Raw genomic sequence first — 18,694 nt, 5'->3', positions numbered from 1 at the left:
CCAGGCGCCACGGGCCGGACGGGCCGGTGCCAGAATCGCCCCATGACCACATTGATCGTCCCCGGCTGGGGAAACTCGGGCCCGGACCACTGGCAGTCGCTCTGGGAGGCGGCGGGCCCCGACCGCGTGCGCGTCCGGCAGGACGACTGGGACCGGCCCGACCCCGACCGCTGGGTCGCCGCGCTGGACAAGGCCGTTGCCGCGTGCCCCGAGCCGCCGGTGATCGTCGCCCACAGCCTGGGCTGCACCACCGTCGTGCACTGGGCCGCCCGTACGCCCGCGGCGTCCGTCCGGGCCGCGCTGCTGGTCGCGCCTCCGGACGTCGACCGGGCCGACCAGCCCGAACTCTTCGGCTTCCGGCCCGTGCCGAGGGCGCCCCTGCCGTTCCCCGCCCTCGTGGTCGGCAGCCGGAACGACCCGTGGATGACCGGCGAGCGGGCGTCGGAGTTCGCCGCGGCGTGGGGCTGCGGGTTCACGGACGCCGGCGAGGCCGGGCATCTGAACCCCGACGCCGGTTACGGACCGTGGCCCGAGGGCGAACGCCTGCTCGCCGCTCTGCTCGCCCGTACACCCTGAACCCACCGCTGCGGTACGGCGGAACGGGGGCCGAACCGTCCGGGCCGCCCGCCGGTCCCCCGCCCGCGTCACACCCGGGGGATCAGGCGGCCGGCGCCGCGAGCGCCGCTCCCGGGCCCGTCCGGTTGGGGTGGTGGGTGTGGTGTCGGTGATGAGGGTGGTGCGGGCGCGGGCTACGCGGGAGCGGACGGTGTCGATGGGGTAGCCGATGGTGGTGGCGGCCTCGGCGTAGGGCAGGCCGAGGAGTGGGGAGGGGCCGTTCCCGCGATGTGGCACAGCGCACAACGCGCGGAGGGAACTCGCCCGGGCCCCCAACCGACCCCCTTCACGGCCGTGTTCGACAACTGGTGACGGGAGATCTCCGTGGCGACAGAAGGGGCGGCGGCGACCGCCGCGCCGCCGGGGGCCGGGGACCGGCCCACCCGTCAGCTGACCGCGCTGCTCACCAGCGCCATGGCGTTCTCGATGCTGCAGCTGTTCGTCCTCGGCGCGCTGGGCCCGCGCGTGGTGGACGCGTTGGGGATGACGCCCGCCGTGCTCGGGCTGACGACCACCCTGGGCTTCGGGACCGCAGCCGTCCTGTCCCCGGCAGGCGGCCGCATCGTGGACCGGATCGGGCCGCGCCGCTCGCTGGTGGCCCTGCTGCTGGTGTCCGCCACGGCCCTGGCCCTGATCGGGGCCGCGCCGGGAACCGGTCTCGTGCTCGCCGCGGTCGCGCTGGGCGGCGTACCGCAGGCGCTGGCCAACCCGGCCACCAACACAGCGGTCCTGGCCGGCGTCCCGCCCGCCCGGCGGGGCGCCGTGACGGGACTGAAACAGTCCGGGGTGCAACTGGGCGCGTTCGTGGCCGGGCTGCCGCTCGTGCTGCTCGCGGGCGGGATCGGCTGGCGGGGCGCGGTGTGGACGGCGTCCGGCGGGGCGCTCCTGGCGGGGCTGTGGGCGCTGCGCGCGCTCCCGGCCGACGCCCCGGCGCCGCCGGCCGGCCCGCCCGCGTCGCTCGTCCCGCGGGGGATGGTGGCCTGGCTGGCGGTCTTCTCGCTGTTCCTCGGCGCCGGGATCGCCTCGGTGAACACCTACCTGGCCCTCTTCGGTGTCCGCCGGCTGGGGATGGGGCCGACGACCGCCGGGGTCCTGGTGGCGGTCCTGGGCGTGGCGGGAATCGTCGGCCGGGTGGGCTGGTCGAAGGCGGCCCGGCCCGGACGCGCCGAATGGCTGCCGGGCTGGCTGGCGTGCGGCGCGCTCGGGGCGGCGCTGCTGCTCGCGGCCGCCGTGTCCACGAGCCAGCTGGTGTGGACGGGGGCGGCCGCCGTCGGGGTGTTCGCCGTGTCCGGGAACGCCGTCTCGATGGTGCTGGTCGTGCAGCGTGCGGCGGCCGGCCGGGCCGGACAGGACTCGGCCCTCGTCGCGGCCGGGTTCTTCGCCGGATTCGCCCTGGGACCACCCCTGTTCGGCCTGCTCGCGCAGAGCGGGAGGTACGGGCCCGGGTGGATCCTCGTGGCCGCCGAGTTCGCGGCGGCGGGCGCCGTCGCGTTCCTCTGGGCCGTACGGGACCACCGCGGAGTGCCGGCGTGAGTGCGGCACCGGCGCCCGCGGCGCATTGGGCCGACGGCGCGCTCGCGGCCGTCCTCGCGCGCGTCGCGGTCACCGAGGCGGCCGTCGGCACCCGGTTCCCGCTGTACGCGGACCCGGAGGACGGGCGCTGGACGACGACCGGCCGGGGCTCGTGGACCGGCGGCTTCTGGACCGGGTTGCTGTGGCTGCGGGCGCGGTACACCGAGGACTGGGCGGACCGGCGGACCGCCGCCGCGTGGACGGCCCGGCTCGTCCCGTGGGCGGAGGCCGACACCGCCACCCGCGGGCTGATCTTCTGGTACGGGACCGCCCCCGCCGGGTCCGACGGGCGGGCCGCCGCGCTCCGGAAACGGGCCGCCCGCGCCTGCCTGGCTGCCTACGACCCCGAACTCGGCCTGCTGCCCTGGGGCGGCGCCCTCGGCGGGCCGCGCCTGCTGGCCCGCGCGGACGGCGTACCGGGCACGGTGCCGCTCCTGGCCGGAGCCGGGCCGCGGGGAGCGGCCGCGGCCGCCGCGCACCTGCACCGGCACCTCGACCTGTGCCTCGGCGCAGCCGACCCGAACGGCGCCGGCGGCCGTGACCGTGAACACGCCGCCGGCCAACACCGCGGATACGACGGCGGTCAACACCGCGGATACGACGGCGGCCATGACCCCGACCGCGACGGCGGCCGCACCGGCCCCCCGCCCCCGCCCGCCCGCCCTCACCCCGCCTGGAGCTTCGACTCCGCCACGGGATGGCAGCCCTGCGAGGAACCGGCGCCGGGCTGGAGCCGGGGCCGGGCCTGGCTGCTCCTGGCGGTCGCCGACGCCCTGCTCCGCCCCGCCGTCAGCGCCGGCGCGGCCGCCCGGCTCGACGCGGCCGCCGGGCAGTTGCTCGCGGAGCCGGGAGTCCTGGCCGGGCGGGCCGTCCCGCCGGCGGACTCCTCCCGGCCGGGCGGCCCGCCCGACACCTCCGCCGCCGCGATCACCGCGGTCGCCCTGCTGAAACTCGCCCGGGTGCCCGGACCCCGGGCCGCGGTGTGCGCGGCCCGGGGGGAGGCGGTCCTGCGGCACCTCGCGGACGCCCACCTCACCGGCCGGGGGCCCGGCCGCCCGGCCGGGATGCTGCTGGACGGGTGCTACGACGCGGGGAAGGGCCTCGCGGTCCGGCACGAACTCGTCTGGGGCGACTTCTTCCTGGCGCTCGGGCTGGCCGCGCTCGTCGGCGGCGTCGACCTGGCTCTCGTGTAGCGGGTCCGGTCACGGCCGCGGGGAGGTCCCGCCGCCATGGCCGCGCAGGACGCGGCGGGCCACGGAGGTGACGTGGAGCTCGTCGGGCCCGTCGAGGATCCGGGCCGCCCGCCCGCCGCGGAAGAGCGCGGGCAGCGGAGTGTCCGGGCCCAGCCCGGCGGCGCCGTACACCTGGATCGCCGAGTCGGCGACCTGCTGGAGCATGCGCGCCGCCGCGACCTTCGCGAGCCCGACCTCGGTCCGGGCGTCCTGCCCGGACGCGACCAGGGCGACCGCTTCGTGGACCAGGGGGCGGGTGGTGCGCAGCGCGAGCAGGGCGTCGAAGACGTGCTGCTGGACCAGCTGGTGGTCGGCGAGCGGCCCGCGGGAGCCGTGCCGGGTCGCGGCCCGCCCGCACATGAGGTCGAAGGCGCGCTGGGCTTGGCCCAGCCAGCGCAGGCAGCGCAGGGTACGGCCGAGCTCCAGCCGGGCGCCCGCGATGCCCAGGGCGTCACCGGGCGCGCCGAGGAGGTGGTCGGCGGGTACGTGGACCCGGTCGAGCTCGATCTCGTACTGGCCCGCGGCGCCGAACACGGGCAGTTCCCGGACCACCCGGAAACCGGGGGACCGGGTGGGCACGACCAGCAGGGAGAGCCCGTGCCGGTCACCGGGGGTCCCGGCGGTGCGGGCCATGACGGTCACCAGGCCGGCGTCGGCGGCGCCGGAGGTGAACCACTTGCGGCCGGTGACGCGCCAACCACCGTCCGGCCGGGGCTCGGCCCGGGTCGCGGTCAGGAACGGGTCCGTACCGGGGACGTCCGGCTCGGTCATGGCGTAACAGGCGCGCAGCTCCCCCGAGACGAGGGGCTCCAGGTAGGCCCGCACCCCCGGACTCCCGTGGCGGGCCAGCATCGTGACGTCCAGCAGCGGCGCGGAGCCCAGCGCGGCGGGGCCGTAGTCGCTGGCGCCCTCCGCCTCGGCCAGCGCGGCGTACGCCCGGAAGTCCAGCCCGCCACCGCCGAGTTCGGCGGGGAGCGGCAGCGCCCACAGCCCCTCCGCCCGGGCCTCGCCGCGCAGGGCGGTCCGTACGGCGGCGGCGGCCGCCCCACCGGCGTCCAGCACCTCCTCGCGGGGGACCACCCGGTCCGCGACGAACCGGGCGATCCGCTCCCTCACCTCCGCCAGCGGAACTCCGGTCCGCGCCACACCTGTTGGGCGGGGGTCTGCCGCGTCGCTCACTGTTTTCTCCTCGTTCCCGGGAACCCGTGCGAACGGCTGCCCGACTGTCTGTCCGTGGAACTGGTCGGGCGCGGACGCGCCCGGGTTCCCGAGTTCCGCGAGACCCGGGCGACGGCCACCGCCGCGCCAGGAGAGGAGAGGCATGGCGTCACCAGCCACCACGCAGACGGTCCGGCCGCTCGACACACTGCGCTTCGACACCTCGGGGCCACCTCAGATCGCGGACGTCGTCGCGGGCCGCCTGCGCCTGCTCGGCGCTCGAACGGACCAGTCGGGCCCGGGGGACGGCCCCGAAGCCGCCGCCACGCTCACCGGCGGCGACTTCGCACCGGCCCGCGCGACCGCCGCCTGGGGCCGCGCGGGGACCGGTCTCGTCGACGAGGCCACCGTGCAGGCCGCCACCGGCGTCATGGCCGTGCACGGCCGCCGGGACGGCGGCCCGCGCGGCCTGGCCGCGGACTACGCGGCGACGGCCACCGCCGTCCTGACGGTGCAGGGGCTGCTCGCGGGGCTGGTGGGACAGGCCCGGGGCGGCGCAGCCGCCACGGTCGCCACCGGCGCGGACCGGGCCGGCCTGCTCGCCGTGTCCCAGTACCTCGCAGCCGCCGGAGCCGACGAGGGGGAGGCCGCCGCAGTCGCCGCCGGCGGACCGCCCTTCACCTCCGCCGACGGCGTCCTCTTCGAGTTGGAGACCCTCGACCCGGCCGCCTGGGCCGCCTTCTGGCGGGCCCTGGAGGCGCCCCCCGAGGCGCTGCGGGCCGGCTGGCGCCCGTTCCAGTTCCGGTACGCCACCGCCTGCGCCCCCTTCCCCGCCGTCCTGCACACCGTGACCCGGTCCCACCCGATGGCGCGGATCAGCAGCGCCGCGGCCCTCGCCGGCGCCCAGGTGTGCTCCGTGCGGACCCTCGCGGAGCGCGCCGGGGAGGACGACGGCCGGGCACCCTGGTCGCTGGAGCCCCTCGGCCCCGGCACCGCGGTTCCCCGTGCGACGGGTACGGGAGCCCGGCCCGGCCCCTGCGGGCCGCTGGCCGGCCTGACGGTGCTGGAGGCCGGCCGGCGCATCCAGGCCCCACTCGCCGCCCACCTCCTGGGACTCCTCGGGGCCGACGTCATCCGCGTCGAACCGCCGGGCGGCGACCCGCTCCGGGGCATGCCGCCCACCTGCTCCGGTACCTCCGCACGCTGGCTCGCCCTCAACCGGGGCAAGCGGGCCGTGGAGATCGACATCAAGTCCGGGCGCGACCGGAACCGGCTGCGGGAGATGGCCGCGCGGGCCGACGTCTTCCTGCACAACTGGGCGCCGGGCAAGGCCGCCGAACTCGGCCTGGACGCCCACGACCTCGCCCGGGTCAACCCCGCGCTGGTCTACGCGTACACCAGCGGCTGGGCCGGCCGCCTTCCCGACGCTCCCATGGGAACGGACTTCATGGTCCAGGCCCGCACCGGTGTCGGTGAGGCCGTCCGCCCGGACGGCGAGGCCCCGGCCCCCTCGCTGATGACGCTCCTCGACGTGCTCGGCGGCCTGCACGGCGCCGAAGCCGTCCTCGCCGGACTCCTCCTGCGCGAACGCACCGGCCAGGGCGTACGCGTGGACTCCTCCCTGCTCGGGGCCGCCGACACGCTGACCGCACCCGCCCTGCGCCGGGCGGCGCGCGGCGAGAACCCCCGCCGGCCGGCCGGGTTCCGGCATCCGCTCAGGACGGCCGACGGCTGGATCGCCCCCGCCGACACGAGCGCCGCCGCCGCGGCCGCCTACGACCTGCGCGAGCTCAGCACCACCGAAGCCCTCACCCAACTGCACGACCACGGGCTGACGGCCACCGCCGTCACCACCGACCTCGCGGGCCTGCGCCACGATCCGCGGTTCGCCGGCTCGATCAGCCGCGACGCGCACGGCGCCCCCGCGGTCCCCGACCCCTGGAGCTTCACATGACCGCCCACCGGCTCGAACTGCGCGACCTGCTGCCCGCCGAACTCCGCCGGTCCTGGGTGGCCGACGGCACCTGCCCCGACCTCGACCTCTACAGCCTCTTCCGGGCCCGCCAGATCTCCGACCTGCACCGCACCGCCGTCATCGACGCCAAGGGCTCCCTCTGCTACACCGCGCTGGACCGCAAGGCGCGATGTCTCGCCGCGGGCCTCAGGGACCTCGGGATCGGCCCGGGCGACGTGGTCGGCGTACAACTCCCCAACCACCGCGGCGCGGTCATCGCCGACCTGGCACTGGCCGCCCTCGGCGCCGTCGCGCTCCCCTTCCCCGTCGGCCGGGGCACGCTGGAGGCCGCATGCCTGCTGCGCCGGTCCGGGGCCGTCGCCGTCATCGCCGCGACCGAACACCGCGGCTTCCGGCACGCCGCCGACCTGCTGACCCTCGCGACGACCCTGCCGGTCCTGCGCCACGTCATCGCCGCCGGTCCGGGAGGCGCCCCCGAAGGTGCGGTTCCGATGGCGGACCTCATGCGCCGGGACCCGGGCGGATTCGCCCCCGCCAGGCCCGATCCCGACAGCGCGGCCCGGATCCTGGTCTCGTCAGGCTCCGAGGCCGAACCGAAGATGATCGCGTACTCGCACAACGCGCTGGCCGGGGGACGCGGCAACTTCCTCGCGTCGCTCATGCCCGACCGGACCCCGCCGCGCTGCCTGTTCCTCGTACCGCTGGCCTCGGCCTTCGGCTCCAACGGAACCGCCGTCACCCTGGCCCGGCACGGCGGCACCCTCGTCCTGCTCGACCACTTCACGCCCGAGGCGGCGGTCGCGGCGGTGCGCGCGCACGAGCCGACGCACGTCCTCGGCGTGCCCACCATGGTCCGCATGATCCTCGAACGCCTGGAGGAGACCCGCGAGGACCTGCCCGCGCCCACCGCCCTGGTCCTCGGCGGGGCGCCGCTCGACGAGACCACGGCCGCCGCGGCGGCCGAGGCGTTCGGGTGCCCGGTGGTGAACCTCTACGGGTCCGCCGACGGCGTCAACTGCCACACCGGACTGGGCAACACCGTGCCACCCACCGACGGTTCGGGCGTCGTCGCCGGCCACCCCGACCCGCGGGTCGCCGAGATCCGCATCGCCGACCCCGACACCCACGAGCCGCTGCCCGACGGGGACATCGGCGAGATCGTCTCGCGCGGCCCCATGACCCCGCTGTGCTACGTCGGCGCCCCCGAGCTCGACGCCCGCTATCGGACGCCCGACGGCTGGGTCCGCACCGGGGACCTCGGCTACCTCGACGCCGGCAGCGTCCTGCACGTCGTCGGCCGCCTCAAGGACGTCGTCATCCGGGGCGGCGCCAACATCAGTCCCGCCGAGGTGGAGCGCGAACTCACCGCGCACCCCCAGGTCCGCGACGTCGTCTGCGTCGGCGTTCCCGACCCGCTGATGGGGGAGCGGCTCGCGGCCTGCGTCGTGGCCCGGGGCTCCCGGCCCCCGACCCTCGCGTCCCTCGGCGCCCACCTGGAGGGGCGCGGTCTGGAACGGCGCAAGCACCCCGAGCGGCTCCTCGTCCTCGGTGAACTGCCGCTGACGGCGGCCGGCAAGCCGGACCGGGCGGCCCTGCGCGAGCGCCTCGCCGCGGCCCCCGGGCGGCCGGGAACCGGCGCGGCGGCCGACACCCCGCTCGCCCAGGCCGGATGACGAAGGGGCCCGGCGGCACGATGCCGCCGGGCCCCTCGCACCTCGCGGGCCCCTCGCACCTCGCGGACACCTTCCGCCGGGCGCGGAACGGTCAGGGAGCGGCCGCGCCCTTCTTCAGCTCAGCCGCCGCGTTGCGGTAGACGGGCAGCAGGTCGAGGTCGTCACCCGGGTAGTTCACGATCTTCAGCTGCCGGGCACCCGAGTCGGGCAGCACCGTACCGGTCGACATGTGCGCGTTGTCCAGCACGAGGGCGGGCTTCTTCGCCGAGAGCGCGGCGAGCTGCGCCGGGGTCACGGCCTCGGGCCCGAACGTCCCCACGGTGGTGGCGCCCGCCAGCTTCGCCGCCCACGCGGTGAACACCTGCGTCACGACGGAGGGGGCCGTGCCGCCCGGCCAGGCGGCCCGCAGCTCCGTGTTCAGCTTCGCGTACTCGGTGTCGAAGCCGGTCTTCCACCGGGCGGCGGCCTCCTCGGTCCCGAACAGCGCGCCCAGCTTGGCGACCTCGGCGTTCACCTTGTCGGGATCGTTGTCGAGGTTCACCTCGACCAGCTCGGCCCTGGAGCCCGCCGCCTCCTTGATCTTGGCGGCGTACGGCTCGAAGGGCGCGTACAGCACGAAGTCGGCCTTCGCGACGGCGGCGAGGTCCGAGGGCTTCGGATCGTAGTCGGGGGCGTGCCGCACGGACTGCGGCACGATCACCGTGACGTCCTCGGCGCCCGCGGCCCTGGCGAAGGCGCCCTCCCAGGTCGTCGTGACGACCACCACGGGCCTGTCCTTCTTCGCCGCGCCCCCGCTCGCGGCCGGGCCGCCGGACGCCGTGCCGGAAGCGGCGTCGGAGGCGGTGCCACCACCGCAGGCCGCGGTCAGGAAGAGGGCCGCACTCAGTGCGAGGAGGGAAGGGATGCGGACACCGGTGCGCGCCATGAGCTGGTTCTCCGTTCGGGGACGAGATGGACGGCGAGGACCAGGGCCCCCGCCGTCAGGACGAGGACCGGCCCGGGGGGCCAGTCCAGCCACAGGGCCAGCAGGAAGCCGGTCAGGTTGACCGCCACGCCGATGCCGACGGCCCAGAGGGTGATGGACGTGAGCGAGCTGCCGAGACGGCGTGCGGCGAGGGCCGGCAGCAGGGTCAGGGCGTCGACGAGCAGCGCCCCGGTGAGTTTGATCGCCCCGGCGACCGCGACGGCCACCAGGACCAGGAGCACGGCGGTCAGCGCCCGGACCGGGACGCCGGAACACAGCGCGAGCTCGCGGTCGTACAGGAGCAGGCCGATCTCGCGCCGCCGCCACCAGAACAGACCCGGTACGAGGACGGCCAGCAGACCCAGGACCACCAGGTCGGGGGTGCCCACGGACAGGATCGACCCCCAGAGCAGCGCGAACGCGCCGGAGGCGTTGACGCCCGACACGGCGAGCAGGAGGAGGGCCGCGGCGATCGCCAGGCTCATCAGCAGACCCATCGCGCCCGAGAGCCCGTCGGGCGTGCGGGCGAGCGGCGCGACACCGGCGCCCGCGAGGGCGCACGCCACCAGCGCGCACAGCATCGGGTCGAGCCCGGTCAGGAGGCCCACCGCGATGCCCAGGAGCGCGACGTGCATCATCGCGAACCGGACCGGCATGATGTCGAGACCGACGATGACCACCCCGATGACGGGCAGTCCGATCGCGGCCAGCAGCAGAGCGATCCCGGCCCGCTGTACGGGAAGCAGCCGGAGCAGTTCACCGAGGTCGGCGGTGGCGAGCGTCACCGCACCTCCCGCAGCCGGCCCGCGGCCATCTCCAGGACCCGGTCGCAGCGTGCGGCCATCACGCGGTCGTGCGTCACCACCACCAGCGTCACCGGCAGGGAGGTGAGGACGTCCGCGGCCTCCGACTGGCCGTCGAAGTCGAGGGCGGCGGTCGGCTCGTCCGCCAGGAGCACTTGCGCCCCGGCGGCCACGCACCCGATCGCCCGGGCCAGGTACATGCGCTGCAACTGGCCGCCCGAGAGCGTGTGGAGGGGCCGCCCGGTCAGCGCCCCCACCCCGAGCCGGTCCGCGGCCTCGGTCGCGTCCGCGGCGGCGCCGCTGCCGGCCAGCAACTCGGCGCCGAGCAAGGGGAACCGGCCGGCGGCCGGCTTCTGCGGGATCCAGGCGCAGGCCCGCCGCCGCCAGGCCCACTCGGCGGGGGAGCGGGTGCTCCGGCCGCCGACCAGGATGGAACCCGTGACCTGCCGGTGCAGCCCGAGGACCGCCCGCAGCAGGGTGGTCTTGCCCGAGCCGTTGGTCCCGGTCAGCGCCACGCGCTCACCGGCGGCGATCTCCAGGTCCACGTCGCCGACGGCCTCCACCCGGCCGTGCCGGCAGGCCACCTCCCGCATGTGCACATCCAGCCCGCCCATCACACGCTCCTCGATCCTCCGCAGCAGAGTGGGCCGGGCGGATTCCCGCCCTCCCCATCGCAGTAGTCGGACGGCGGGCCCGCCGGGTTCCCCCGACCGTCGGATCCGTGCGCAACCGGGCCGGGCGGGGCCCGCTCAGCTGCCCGGCCGCACCGCGAACCCCTCGGCGGGAACGGCTCCGCCGGCGGGGAAGTGGCGGCTCACCCGGCCGGCGCCTCCGCGATCCACTGGGCGAGGGCGAGCAGGGTGCTCTCCACGCTGTCCGCCATGGTGGCGCGCAGGGCGTCGAGATCGCCACGGGTGGTGCCCAGTACGGGGTCGAGGCGCAGGAGTTGCCAGGACTGCTCGACGACGGTTCCGCGTCCGCGGGGGCGGCAGGTCCAGCTCCACCGCACGATGCCGCCCTCGGCGCCGCCGACCACGAAGGCGAAGACGGCGCCGGGGTCGGCCCGTACGACCTGGGAGCGGGTGGTCCACTGCTTGCCGTCCCGGTGGTTGCGGCCGCTGAACCAGGCCCCGGCCCAGGGCCCCGCGCCCCGGTCGAACGCGACGCCGCTCGCGTGGGGGCTCCAGCGGCCGATGGCGGACACGTCGCTGACCAGGCCGTAGACCCGGACGGGCGGGGCATCGACCCAGGCGCGGCGGGTGAAGGCGTAGTCCGACGCGTCCAGAGCCTCGAAGAGGTCGTGTTCGCTGGTGGTGGTGTCGCGCAAGGCGTCCTCCTGGAGGTGCGGGTGGTGTGGTGCCGTGTCGGCGACTCCCACGTCACCACCCGCCCGGCAGGGGAGCCAGACCCGCCGGTGCCCACCCACGCCAGGGTCAGGCTGCGCGGCCGGGACCGGCCCATACTCGGATCCATGAACGGAAAAGCGCAGCTCGGAGAGTTCCTGCGCACGCGGCGCTCCCAGCTGGGACCCGAGGACGTCGGCATACCCCGCTACGGGGAGCGGCGGCGCGTGCCGGGCCTGCGGCGCGAGGAACTGGCGCTGCTGGCGGGTGTCGGCGTCTCCTACTACACCCGGCTGGAACAGGGACAGTCCCTCAACGCCTCGCCGCAGGTGCTGGACGCGATCGCCCGGGCCCTGCGGCTGGAGGAGGCGGAGCGGCTGTACCTGCACAACCTGGCCCGCTCCCCGGCCACCGCCGAGGGCACCGGCGGCGGCTCGGGCCGGGCCCGGCGGCCCGCCCCGGAGCGGGTGACGGAGGCGACCGGCCAACTGCTGGCGGCGCTGGCCCACGTTCCGACGATCGTGACCGGCCGCCGCAGCGACGTCCTGGCCTGGAACCGTCCGGGCCACGCGCTGTTCGCCGGCCACCTGGACCCGGACGCCCCGGACCGCCCGGCCCAACGCCCCAACATGGCCCGGCTGGTGTTCCTCGACGCCCACACCCGCGACCTGTACGCGGACTGGCCGGCCAAGGCCAGGGCCGTGGTGGGGAACCTGCGCCTGGTGGCGGGCCGGCATCCGGACGACACCGCGCTTCACGCGCTGGTGGGCGAACTGAGTGCGAAGAGCGCCGACTTCGCCTCGATGTGGGCCGACCACCGCGTCACGGCGTGCGCCGTCGCGACCTATGCGATGCGGCATCCGCTGATCGGCCCGCTCACCGTCACCCAGCAGACCCTGAGCCAGGAACCGGGCCAGAACGTCGTGGTCGCCACCACGGAGGCCGGCTCGCCCGCGCACACCGCCCTGTCCCTGCTCGCCCACCTCGACCCGCAGGCCGCCCCCCGGCCCGCCCCGGCACGGCCGGGGGCCCGCACCGAGACCGGCTGACCGGGCGCGCACCGCGCTCCGGGTACCCCCATTCCCCATCGCGTCGGCGCACCGCTGCCGCATGCCCGAAAACCCTGGAGGAACCATGTTCACGACCGCCTTGTCCAGGACCGCTGCGACCACCGCCGTACTGACCGCGGCCGCCGTCGCCGTCGCGGCCGGCCCCGGCGTCGCGTCGGCCGTCTCCGCCCCGCTGAGCTGCGTGCGCATCGCCGCGCACTTCGACCTGGCCCGGAGCCAGACGCCCGAGAACATCGCCGTGGCCCCCGACGGCAGCGCGTACGTCACCCTCGCCGCCGCCCGGCAGATCGCCCGCACCACCCCCGGGGGATCCACCCGGATCCTGGCCACCCTGCCCGCACCCGCCGACGGCGGCGTTCACACCCCGGTCCTCGGCTTCGCCCTCACCACCGGCATCGTCCGCGCCCAGGACGGCACCCTGTACGTCCTGTACGCCACCGGCACCGCCGACCTGACCGGAGTGTGGCGCCTGCGTCCCGGCGGCACACCGCAGCGGATCGCCGCGCTGCCCGCGGCCGGCCTGCCCAACGGCCTGGCCCTGGACCCGCGGACGCACACCCTCTACGTCACCGACTCCGTCCTCGGCACCATCGCGAGCGTGCCCACCACCGGCGGCGCCGCCCGTACCTGGTCGGCCGGCCCCGAACTGGCCTCCACCGGTTTCCTCGGCGCCAACGGGCTGAAGATCCGCAACGGGGCCCTGTGGGTCACCAACCTCGACCGGGGGACCGTCCTGCGCATCGCGATCCGCCGGGACGGGAGCGCCGGCCCGGTCCAGACCCGGGCCACCGGCCTGACGGGGATCGACGACGTCGCCTTCACCGGCCGCGGTGACCAGATCCTGGCCGCCCTCAACGGTCCTGGCGAGGTCGCGCTCGTCCAGCCGGACGGCTCCCACACCACGGTGCTGACCGCGGCCGACGGCCTGCAGAACCCCACCTCCATCGCCCTGCGCGGCGACACGGCCTACGTCCTGAGCGCCGTGTACGTCACGGCGAAGGACCCCAACCTCCTCCTGGCCCACCTGAGCGGCTGAGGCCGCGAGCTCGCAGAACACGCTGAGCGTCCGCATGTGCGCCTGCGCCTGCGCGTCGATCGTCCGGAAGGACGCGGAGCCGGCGTCGGTGCAGTCGGCCGGATGCCCGAGCACCAGGGCGATGCGCCACACTCCGCCCGACACTCGTGCCACACACCGTCACGCGCTGCCGGACCGGGTTCATCACCCCACGCGGCGAACCCTGACGCCACCGCGGAACGAGAGCGGGACGGCGGGCTCTCCCGTACGAGGGAGGCCGCTGTCATCCTCCGAGCCATCGGCCGCCACGAGACCTGCCGTGCTCTTGCGGCGGGGGGACGGCGGGCGATGGTGAACTTCGGCGATCAGGCCGCAGGGCTCGTCCTCCGACAGCGGCGTCGCCGTGCCCGCGTGGACCGCGATGACGGGCGGGCGGCCGGCCGGACCGTCACCGGAGTCCACCGGGAGGTGGTACGCGCCCGTCACCGGTACGCCGAGCAGGTCGCCCGGCCGGACGTCGCCCGGCAGTACCGCGCCGGCCGCGAGGTCGTCGCCCGCCCCGCGGTGCCGGCCGACGACCGTGGCCGGGCGGGGCTCCGCCGCGGAGCGGCGGCCGATCAGGCGGGGTGCGTACCGGGCTCCGTACGGCGCCGGGCGGAGGCCGCCCGTGCCGCCGTCCACGGCGACGAGGATCCTCCCGCCCGTGCGCTCGACGGCGAGCACCCGGTACAGCGCGACCCCCGCGGGACCGGCGACGGCCCGCCCCGGTGCGACGGCGAGACGCGGTACGGCCAGCCCCGCGGCGGCGCAGCTCTCGGCCAGGCCGGCCCGCAGCCTGCGGGCCAGCGCGGTGAGGTCGAGGACGGGCTCCCCGGGCCGGTGGGCGATGCCGTGCCCGCCGCCCAGCCCCAGTTCGGTCAGGGCGGCCCCGTGCGCGTCGTGGACGCGGGCCATCAGCCCCACCATGCGGCGCAGGGCGACCAGGTAGGGCTTCACCTCGGTGATCTGCGAGCCGAGATGGCAGTACAGCCCGGTGAGTTCGAGCTGCGGCCGGCCCAGGATCCGGGCGACCGCGTGCTGTGCGGAGCCGTCCGCCAGGCACAGCCCCGCCTTCCGGTCGTCCGCGCCGGTGAGGAACGTGTCGTGGCCGCCGGCCGAAATGCCCGGCACCACACGCACCATGACCTTCTGCCGGCCCCCCGGACCCACGGCGTCCGCGATCCGGGCGATCCCGGACGGGCCGTCGATGACGATCCGCCCCACGCCGAGCCGCAGCACCGCCTCCAGGTCGCGGGACGATCCGGCGCTGCCGTGCAGCACGGTGCGCTCGGCCGGGAACCCGGCGGTGACCGCCCGTTCCAGCTCTCCCGCCGAGCACACGCCGAGGCCGAGCCCCTCCTCCCGCACCCAGCGCACCATCGTGGGGTGGGGGAACGCATGGGCGCCGTACAGCACGTCCGCGTCGGGGAAGGCGTCCCGGTACGTCCGGCAGCGCCCGCGCACCTCGGCCTCGTCCAGCACGCGGACCGGTGTCCCGAAGCGGTCGGCCAGCCCGGCCAGCGACACCCCGCCGACTGCCAGGTCTCCGCCGGGGAGCCCGGTCGTGGACGCCGGCCACACGGACAGGTCCCCTCCGCCGGGCCGCGGCCCGGGGGGAGCGGCGACCGTCACGGCGGGCCGGCCCATCAAGCGGTCCCGGCCACGGGCGCGACCACGACCACGGCCGCGCTCCGGGTGCCGGTGGCGCTCGGAAGCGGCTCCCCGACGGGCACCGGCTCAGGCTCGGGCACCGGCGCCGCCGCGGGGGCGGTGAACGTCGGGTCGACGGTCAGCAGCGACGCCCCGAGCGGTTCGGCCATCGCCCGGAGCGCGGCACCGGACAGCCGGATCCAGGTCTGTTCCGCACCGAGCGTGGCCGCCAGCCGGCCCGGAGCGGTGAAGCCGACGGCGGTACGGGCTCCCAGCGGGGTGCGGAACAGCCGGACCACGATCCCCGTCGCTCCCGGCCGGGCCGGCACGTACAGGGGCCTGGCCGGGGGCCGTTCCTCGGGCTCGGGGTCGTCGTCGTACAGGAACAAACACATGGGCCCTCCCAGGGTGCCACGAACGGCGGTTGACGTTCCGGAGCGCGATGATGCGGCCCGGGACGTGACACCCGAAGCTATCCCCGATTCCGAGCGCCCCCGACCACTCGGTAACGGGACCTTGACGGCGGGTGGCCGGGTCCATACGCCCCGCTGGCGCCCGGCGCCGTACGCGACCGCTCCGCGCCACCCCGCTGCTGCGTCCCGGCCCGGCGGCGGACCTCCGGCAGCCGGAGCGCCGATCCGGTTCCGCCTCGCCGTCCGGGACGGACGCGCCGACGTGCTCCGCCGGGACGGGACCGTCGAGCTCCCCGGCCTGCCGCTCGGGGACCCCGGCGACGCGGCGGACGCCGTGGACCGCCTGATCCACCTGACCCGCTGGCACCGGCTGCACGCCCTGGACGACGGGGGCGCCCCGCTGCACTCCCGGGTGCACGTCGAGGAGTCCGACTGGCGCGGGCCCATGGTCGAACGGCGAGGCGGTACGGCTCCGGTTGCCACCGGACCGGCCGGTCCGGCCGGGCGCGTCCGTACGGGACTGGCTCGAACTCATCGTCGCCGAGCACGCGTTCCACACGGTGCCCCTCCCACTGCACCGCCGGGGAAGGGAGACCGGTCCCCGCGACCGCCCGGCCCGGGCGGCAGCCGGCGGCATGTCCCGCCTCGCGGCCCCCGCAAGGACCAGCGCCGCAGCGTCCGCGGCTCGCGCTGCGCAGCGACGCGGAGACGGAGACTCGTAGACCTCCGGCGGGGGACAGGAGGGTGTTGGTCGGTGAGACCCTCCACCGCATGCTTCCGGCCGGCCCGCGGGGCCGCGCCTTCTACGGCCGGCACGCCTGCTCCCTGGCGGGGCGGCTCCGCCGCGCGGATCGGTCAGTACACCAGCTTGTACGTCACGTCCTGGGGGATCGGCGACGGCGCATCGGCAGGGAACAGCAGCCGGATCGTCGTGAAGCGCTCCACGCCGGGCCGGTCGGGCCACGGCTCCGGGTTGGCCAGCGTCACGGACACGGGGTAGGAGAGGAAACGGCCCGCCGCACAGTTGGGCCGGCACTCGTTCGCCATGTCGGTGCCGGTGGCCGTCGCGGTCCGGTGCCCCCACGTCTTCCAGTCCAGATCCACGAGGCGGTTGTTGCCGTCGCCGCAAGCCAGCAGGAACGTCTCGGGACGCACCTGGTCTTCGGAGAAGCAGTCCACGACCACGACCGGATCCGGTATCGGCGCGGCCCGCGTCTGGGACTGAACGGCGGAGGCCGGAACCGCCGCCGCCACCAAGGCCGCGGCAGCGCACAACAGGGTGGCCGTACGCAGCCTGGACCGGGATGCGCGCAGGCCGTCTTGTGAAGCGTCCACGAGACCCTCCTCGCCGTTGTCCCGCCATCGGCACGGGAACCCTGCCAGCTTCCCCCATCCGGGCGCGGCGCGCACCCGCTGGACTGGCGTGAGCGGACCGGTGGCCCCGCAAACGGCCGGTGCGGGCCGCCCCGCGGAAGGCCGTGGGAAAGGCCGTCCGGAAGGTCGCCCGGAAGGCCGCCGGCACCCCCGGCCCGGCGCCCCGGTCCTAGGCGAATTCGGCGGACATTGCATGGGGCTCGATCTGATGTGCCCATCGACAGGCCTCGGCGATCAGGTTAGCCTGCCCTAAGTTCGGTTCGGGTGCCGCTCCCTCGGCGTGCCCCCACCCTGCTCCCCCACGCACGGCAATCGGCTGCCCCGCACGATTGGGAGTGACATGTCACCGGATCTTCCCGACGGCGCGCCAGTGATCCACGACCTCATCGGCATCGGCTTCGGGCCCTCGAACGTGGCCATGGCGATCGCACTCGGCGAGCACAACGCGGGCGTCGGACGACAGGAGGCGATAACCGCCCACTTCTTCGAGCAGCAGCCGCGTTTCGGCTGGCACCGCGGCATGCTGATCCACGACGCGACCATGCAGGTGTCGTTCCTCAAGGACCTGGTGACACTGCGGAACCCGTCGAGCGAGTACAGCTTCCTCTGCTACCTGCAGAGCAAGGGGCGGTTGATCGACTTCGTCAATCACAAGAACCTGTTCCCGCTGCGCGTGGAGTTCCACGACTACTTCGAGTGGGCCGCGGCCAAGGTCGACGACATGGTGTCCTACGGGCACGAAGTCGTCGCCGTGCGGCCCGTCGTGCGCGACGGCGTGATCGAGTACGTGGACGTCACCGCCCGCTCCGGCGCGGAACTGGTCACCCACCGGGCCCGCAACCTCGTCATCGGCACCGGTCTGCGGCCCTACATGCCCGAGGGCGTCGACCGCACCGAGCGGATCTGGCACACGTCGGAGCTGCTGACCAGGGTCGAGGCCCTCAAAGGGAGCGACCCGTCCCGGTTCATCGTCGTCGGCGCCGGCCAGAGCGCCGCGGAGAACGTGGCCTTCCTGCACCGGACCTTCCCCGGGGCGGAGGTCTGCGCCGTCTTCTCCCGCTACGGCTACAGCCCCGCCGACGACAGCGGTTTCGCGAACCGGATCTTCGACCCCGCCGCGGTCGACGCCTACTTCACCGCCCCCGCGGAGACCAAGCGCAAGCTGATCGCCTACCACGCCAACACCAACTGCTCGGTCGTGGACATCGACTTGATCGACGAGCTCTACCGCCAGGCGTACCGGGAGAAGGTGCTCGGCACCGAGCGGCTGCGCTTCCTCGGGGTGTCCCGGCTCACCGAGGTCCTGGAAGCCCCCGACAAGGTGCTTGCCACGGTCGAGTCCCTCGTCACGGGGGAGAAGGAGTCGCTGGAGGCCGACGTGCTGGTCTACGCGACCGGATACCGCTGCGCCGACGGGCTCGCGCTCCTCGGGGACGTCGCGCGCCACTGCCTCCACGACGACGAGGGCCGCGTCCGCGTGGAGCGCGACTACCGCATCACGACGGACCCCGCGCTGCGCTGCGGCATCTACCTCCAGGGCGGTACCGAGCACACGCACGGCATCACCTCCTCCCTGCTGTCCAACACCGCAGTCCGGGTCGGTGAGATCCTGGAGTCGATCGCCGGCCGGCGCCGCGCCCCCGTCGCGGGCCCCCGCAGGACCTCCGACGAGATCGGCTCCGCCCGGTAGTCCCCGCCCGCGGCGCACCCCGCGGCGCACCCCGCAGCGCACCCCGCGGCCCCACGCACCCGCCGACCGGGCCGCCCCGTGACCCCGCCCCGGCCTCCGGAGTGTTTC

16 protein-coding genes are annotated in these 18,694 nt (G+C 75.9%); 8 read left to right on the top strand and 8 right to left on the bottom strand.

Annotated features, from left to right (window positions below; all coding sequences use genetic code 11):
• The first annotated feature begins 42 nt into the window (after positions 1 to 42).
• The 3 genes from ACFWW8_RS19330 (at position 43) to ACFWW8_RS19320 (ending at position 3,380) form a co-directional block, all read left to right on the top strand.
• Positions 43 to 576 (top strand): RBBP9/YdeN family alpha/beta hydrolase, encoded by a 534-nt coding sequence (locus ACFWW8_RS19330; RefSeq protein WP_386530175.1) that lies wholly within the window; start codon positions 43 to 45, stop codon positions 574 to 576.
• A 363-nt stretch (positions 577 to 939) separates the two neighbouring features.
• Positions 940 to 2,148: an MFS transporter gene (locus ACFWW8_RS19325; RefSeq protein ID WP_386530174.1), complete on the top strand. Its 1,209-nt coding sequence runs from the start codon at positions 940 to 942 to the stop codon at positions 2,146 to 2,148.
• On the top strand, positions 2,145 to 3,380 hold the full coding sequence (locus ACFWW8_RS19320; RefSeq protein WP_386530173.1) for a sugar ABC transporter permease: 1,236 nt from the start codon (positions 2,145 to 2,147) through the stop codon (positions 3,378 to 3,380). The genes ACFWW8_RS19325 and ACFWW8_RS19320 overlap by 4 nt, the downstream gene beginning before the upstream one ends.
• A 9-nt stretch (positions 3,381 to 3,389) precedes the next feature.
• Here the strand turns inward: ACFWW8_RS19320 and ACFWW8_RS19315 are convergent, their stop codons facing one another.
• On the bottom strand, positions 3,390 to 4,544 hold the full coding sequence (locus tag ACFWW8_RS19315; protein WP_386530228.1) for an acyl-CoA dehydrogenase family protein: 1,155 nt from the start codon (positions 4,542 to 4,544) through the stop codon (positions 3,390 to 3,392).
• 196 nt (positions 4,545 to 4,740) lie between these two features.
• On the opposite strand from ACFWW8_RS19315, the gene ACFWW8_RS19310 reads away from it, so the two are divergent.
• Together ACFWW8_RS19310 and ACFWW8_RS19305 are read left to right on the top strand one after the other, a co-directional pair.
• Positions 4,741 to 6,531 carry a CoA transferase gene (locus tag ACFWW8_RS19310; RefSeq protein WP_386530172.1) on the top strand — a complete coding sequence of 597 codons (1,791 nt, stop codon included), beginning with the start codon at positions 4,741 to 4,743 and terminating at the stop codon, positions 6,529 to 6,531.
• Positions 6,528 to 8,225 (top strand): AMP-binding protein, encoded by a 1,698-nt coding sequence (locus tag ACFWW8_RS19305; RefSeq protein WP_386530171.1) that lies wholly within the window; start codon positions 6,528 to 6,530, stop codon positions 8,223 to 8,225. The genes ACFWW8_RS19310 and ACFWW8_RS19305 overlap by 4 nt, the downstream gene beginning before the upstream one ends.
• Positions 8,226 to 8,316: 91 nt before the next feature.
• Here ACFWW8_RS19305 and ACFWW8_RS19300 read toward each other — a convergent pair whose 3' ends face one another.
• The 4 genes from ACFWW8_RS19300 to ACFWW8_RS19285 form a co-directional block, all read right to left on the bottom strand.
• Positions 8,317 to 9,150 carry a metal ABC transporter solute-binding protein, Zn/Mn family gene (locus ACFWW8_RS19300; protein WP_386530170.1) on the bottom strand — a complete coding sequence of 278 codons (834 nt, stop codon included), beginning with the start codon at positions 9,148 to 9,150 and terminating at the stop codon, positions 8,317 to 8,319.
• Complete coding sequence (locus tag ACFWW8_RS19295; RefSeq protein ID WP_386530169.1) at positions 9,108 to 9,974, bottom strand: metal ABC transporter permease; 867 nt, start codon at positions 9,972 to 9,974, stop codon at positions 9,108 to 9,110. Before ACFWW8_RS19295 ends, ACFWW8_RS19300 begins: the two co-directional genes overlap by 43 nt.
• Positions 9,971 to 10,606: an ATP-binding cassette domain-containing protein gene (locus ACFWW8_RS19290; protein WP_386530168.1), complete on the bottom strand. Its 636-nt coding sequence runs from the start codon at positions 10,604 to 10,606 to the stop codon at positions 9,971 to 9,973. Before ACFWW8_RS19290 ends, ACFWW8_RS19295 begins: the two co-directional genes overlap by 4 nt.
• A gap of 200 nt (positions 10,607 to 10,806) precedes the next feature.
• On the bottom strand, positions 10,807 to 11,319 hold the full coding sequence (locus ACFWW8_RS19285; RefSeq protein ID WP_386530167.1) for an SRPBCC family protein: 513 nt from the start codon (positions 11,317 to 11,319) through the stop codon (positions 10,807 to 10,809).
• 144 nt (positions 11,320 to 11,463) lie between these two features.
• Between ACFWW8_RS19285 and ACFWW8_RS19280 the strand changes: the two genes are divergently transcribed.
• Both ACFWW8_RS19280 and ACFWW8_RS19275 read left to right on the top strand, forming a co-directional pair.
• Positions 11,464 to 12,384 (top strand): helix-turn-helix domain-containing protein, encoded by a 921-nt coding sequence (locus ACFWW8_RS19280; protein WP_386530166.1) that lies wholly within the window; start codon positions 11,464 to 11,466, stop codon positions 12,382 to 12,384.
• Positions 12,385 to 12,469: 85 nt separating this feature from the next.
• Complete coding sequence (locus ACFWW8_RS19275; protein ID WP_386530165.1) at positions 12,470 to 13,441, top strand: SMP-30/gluconolactonase/LRE family protein; 972 nt, start codon at positions 12,470 to 12,472, stop codon at positions 13,439 to 13,441.
• Between the two features lie 183 nt (positions 13,442 to 13,624).
• Here ACFWW8_RS19275 and ACFWW8_RS19270 read toward each other — a convergent pair whose 3' ends face one another.
• The 3 genes from ACFWW8_RS19270 to ACFWW8_RS19260 all read right to left on the bottom strand — a co-directional run bounded on the left by ACFWW8_RS19270 (position 13,625) and on the right by ACFWW8_RS19260 (position 16,857).
• Positions 13,625 to 15,106 (bottom strand): diaminopimelate decarboxylase family protein, encoded by a 1,482-nt coding sequence (locus ACFWW8_RS19270; RefSeq protein ID WP_386530164.1) that lies wholly within the window; start codon positions 15,104 to 15,106, stop codon positions 13,625 to 13,627.
• On the bottom strand, positions 15,106 to 15,504 hold the full coding sequence (locus ACFWW8_RS19265) for an SAV_915 family protein (RefSeq protein ID WP_386530163.1): 399 nt from the start codon (positions 15,502 to 15,504) through the stop codon (positions 15,106 to 15,108). The genes ACFWW8_RS19270 and ACFWW8_RS19265 overlap by 1 nt, the downstream gene beginning before the upstream one ends.
• Before the next feature lie 873 nt (positions 15,505 to 16,377).
• Positions 16,378 to 16,857, bottom strand: a complete 480-nt coding sequence (locus tag ACFWW8_RS19260) for a hypothetical protein (RefSeq protein WP_386530162.1) — start codon at positions 16,855 to 16,857, stop codon at positions 16,378 to 16,380.
• A 379-nt stretch (positions 16,858 to 17,236) separates the two neighbouring features.
• Between ACFWW8_RS19260 and ACFWW8_RS19255 the strand changes: the two genes are divergently transcribed.
• Positions 17,237 to 18,586: a lysine N(6)-hydroxylase/L-ornithine N(5)-oxygenase family protein gene (locus ACFWW8_RS19255; RefSeq protein ID WP_386530161.1), complete on the top strand. Its 1,350-nt coding sequence runs from the start codon at positions 17,237 to 17,239 to the stop codon at positions 18,584 to 18,586.
• Positions 18,587 to 18,694: the final 108 nt, after the last annotated feature.

The organism is Streptomyces sp. NPDC058701 (assembly GCF_042715295.1).
Classification (GTDB): Bacteria; Actinomycetota; Actinomycetes; order Streptomycetales; family Streptomycetaceae; genus Streptomyces.
The sequence above is the reverse complement of the archived record's forward strand: the minus strand, read 5'-3'. Positions and strand labels throughout refer to the sequence as shown.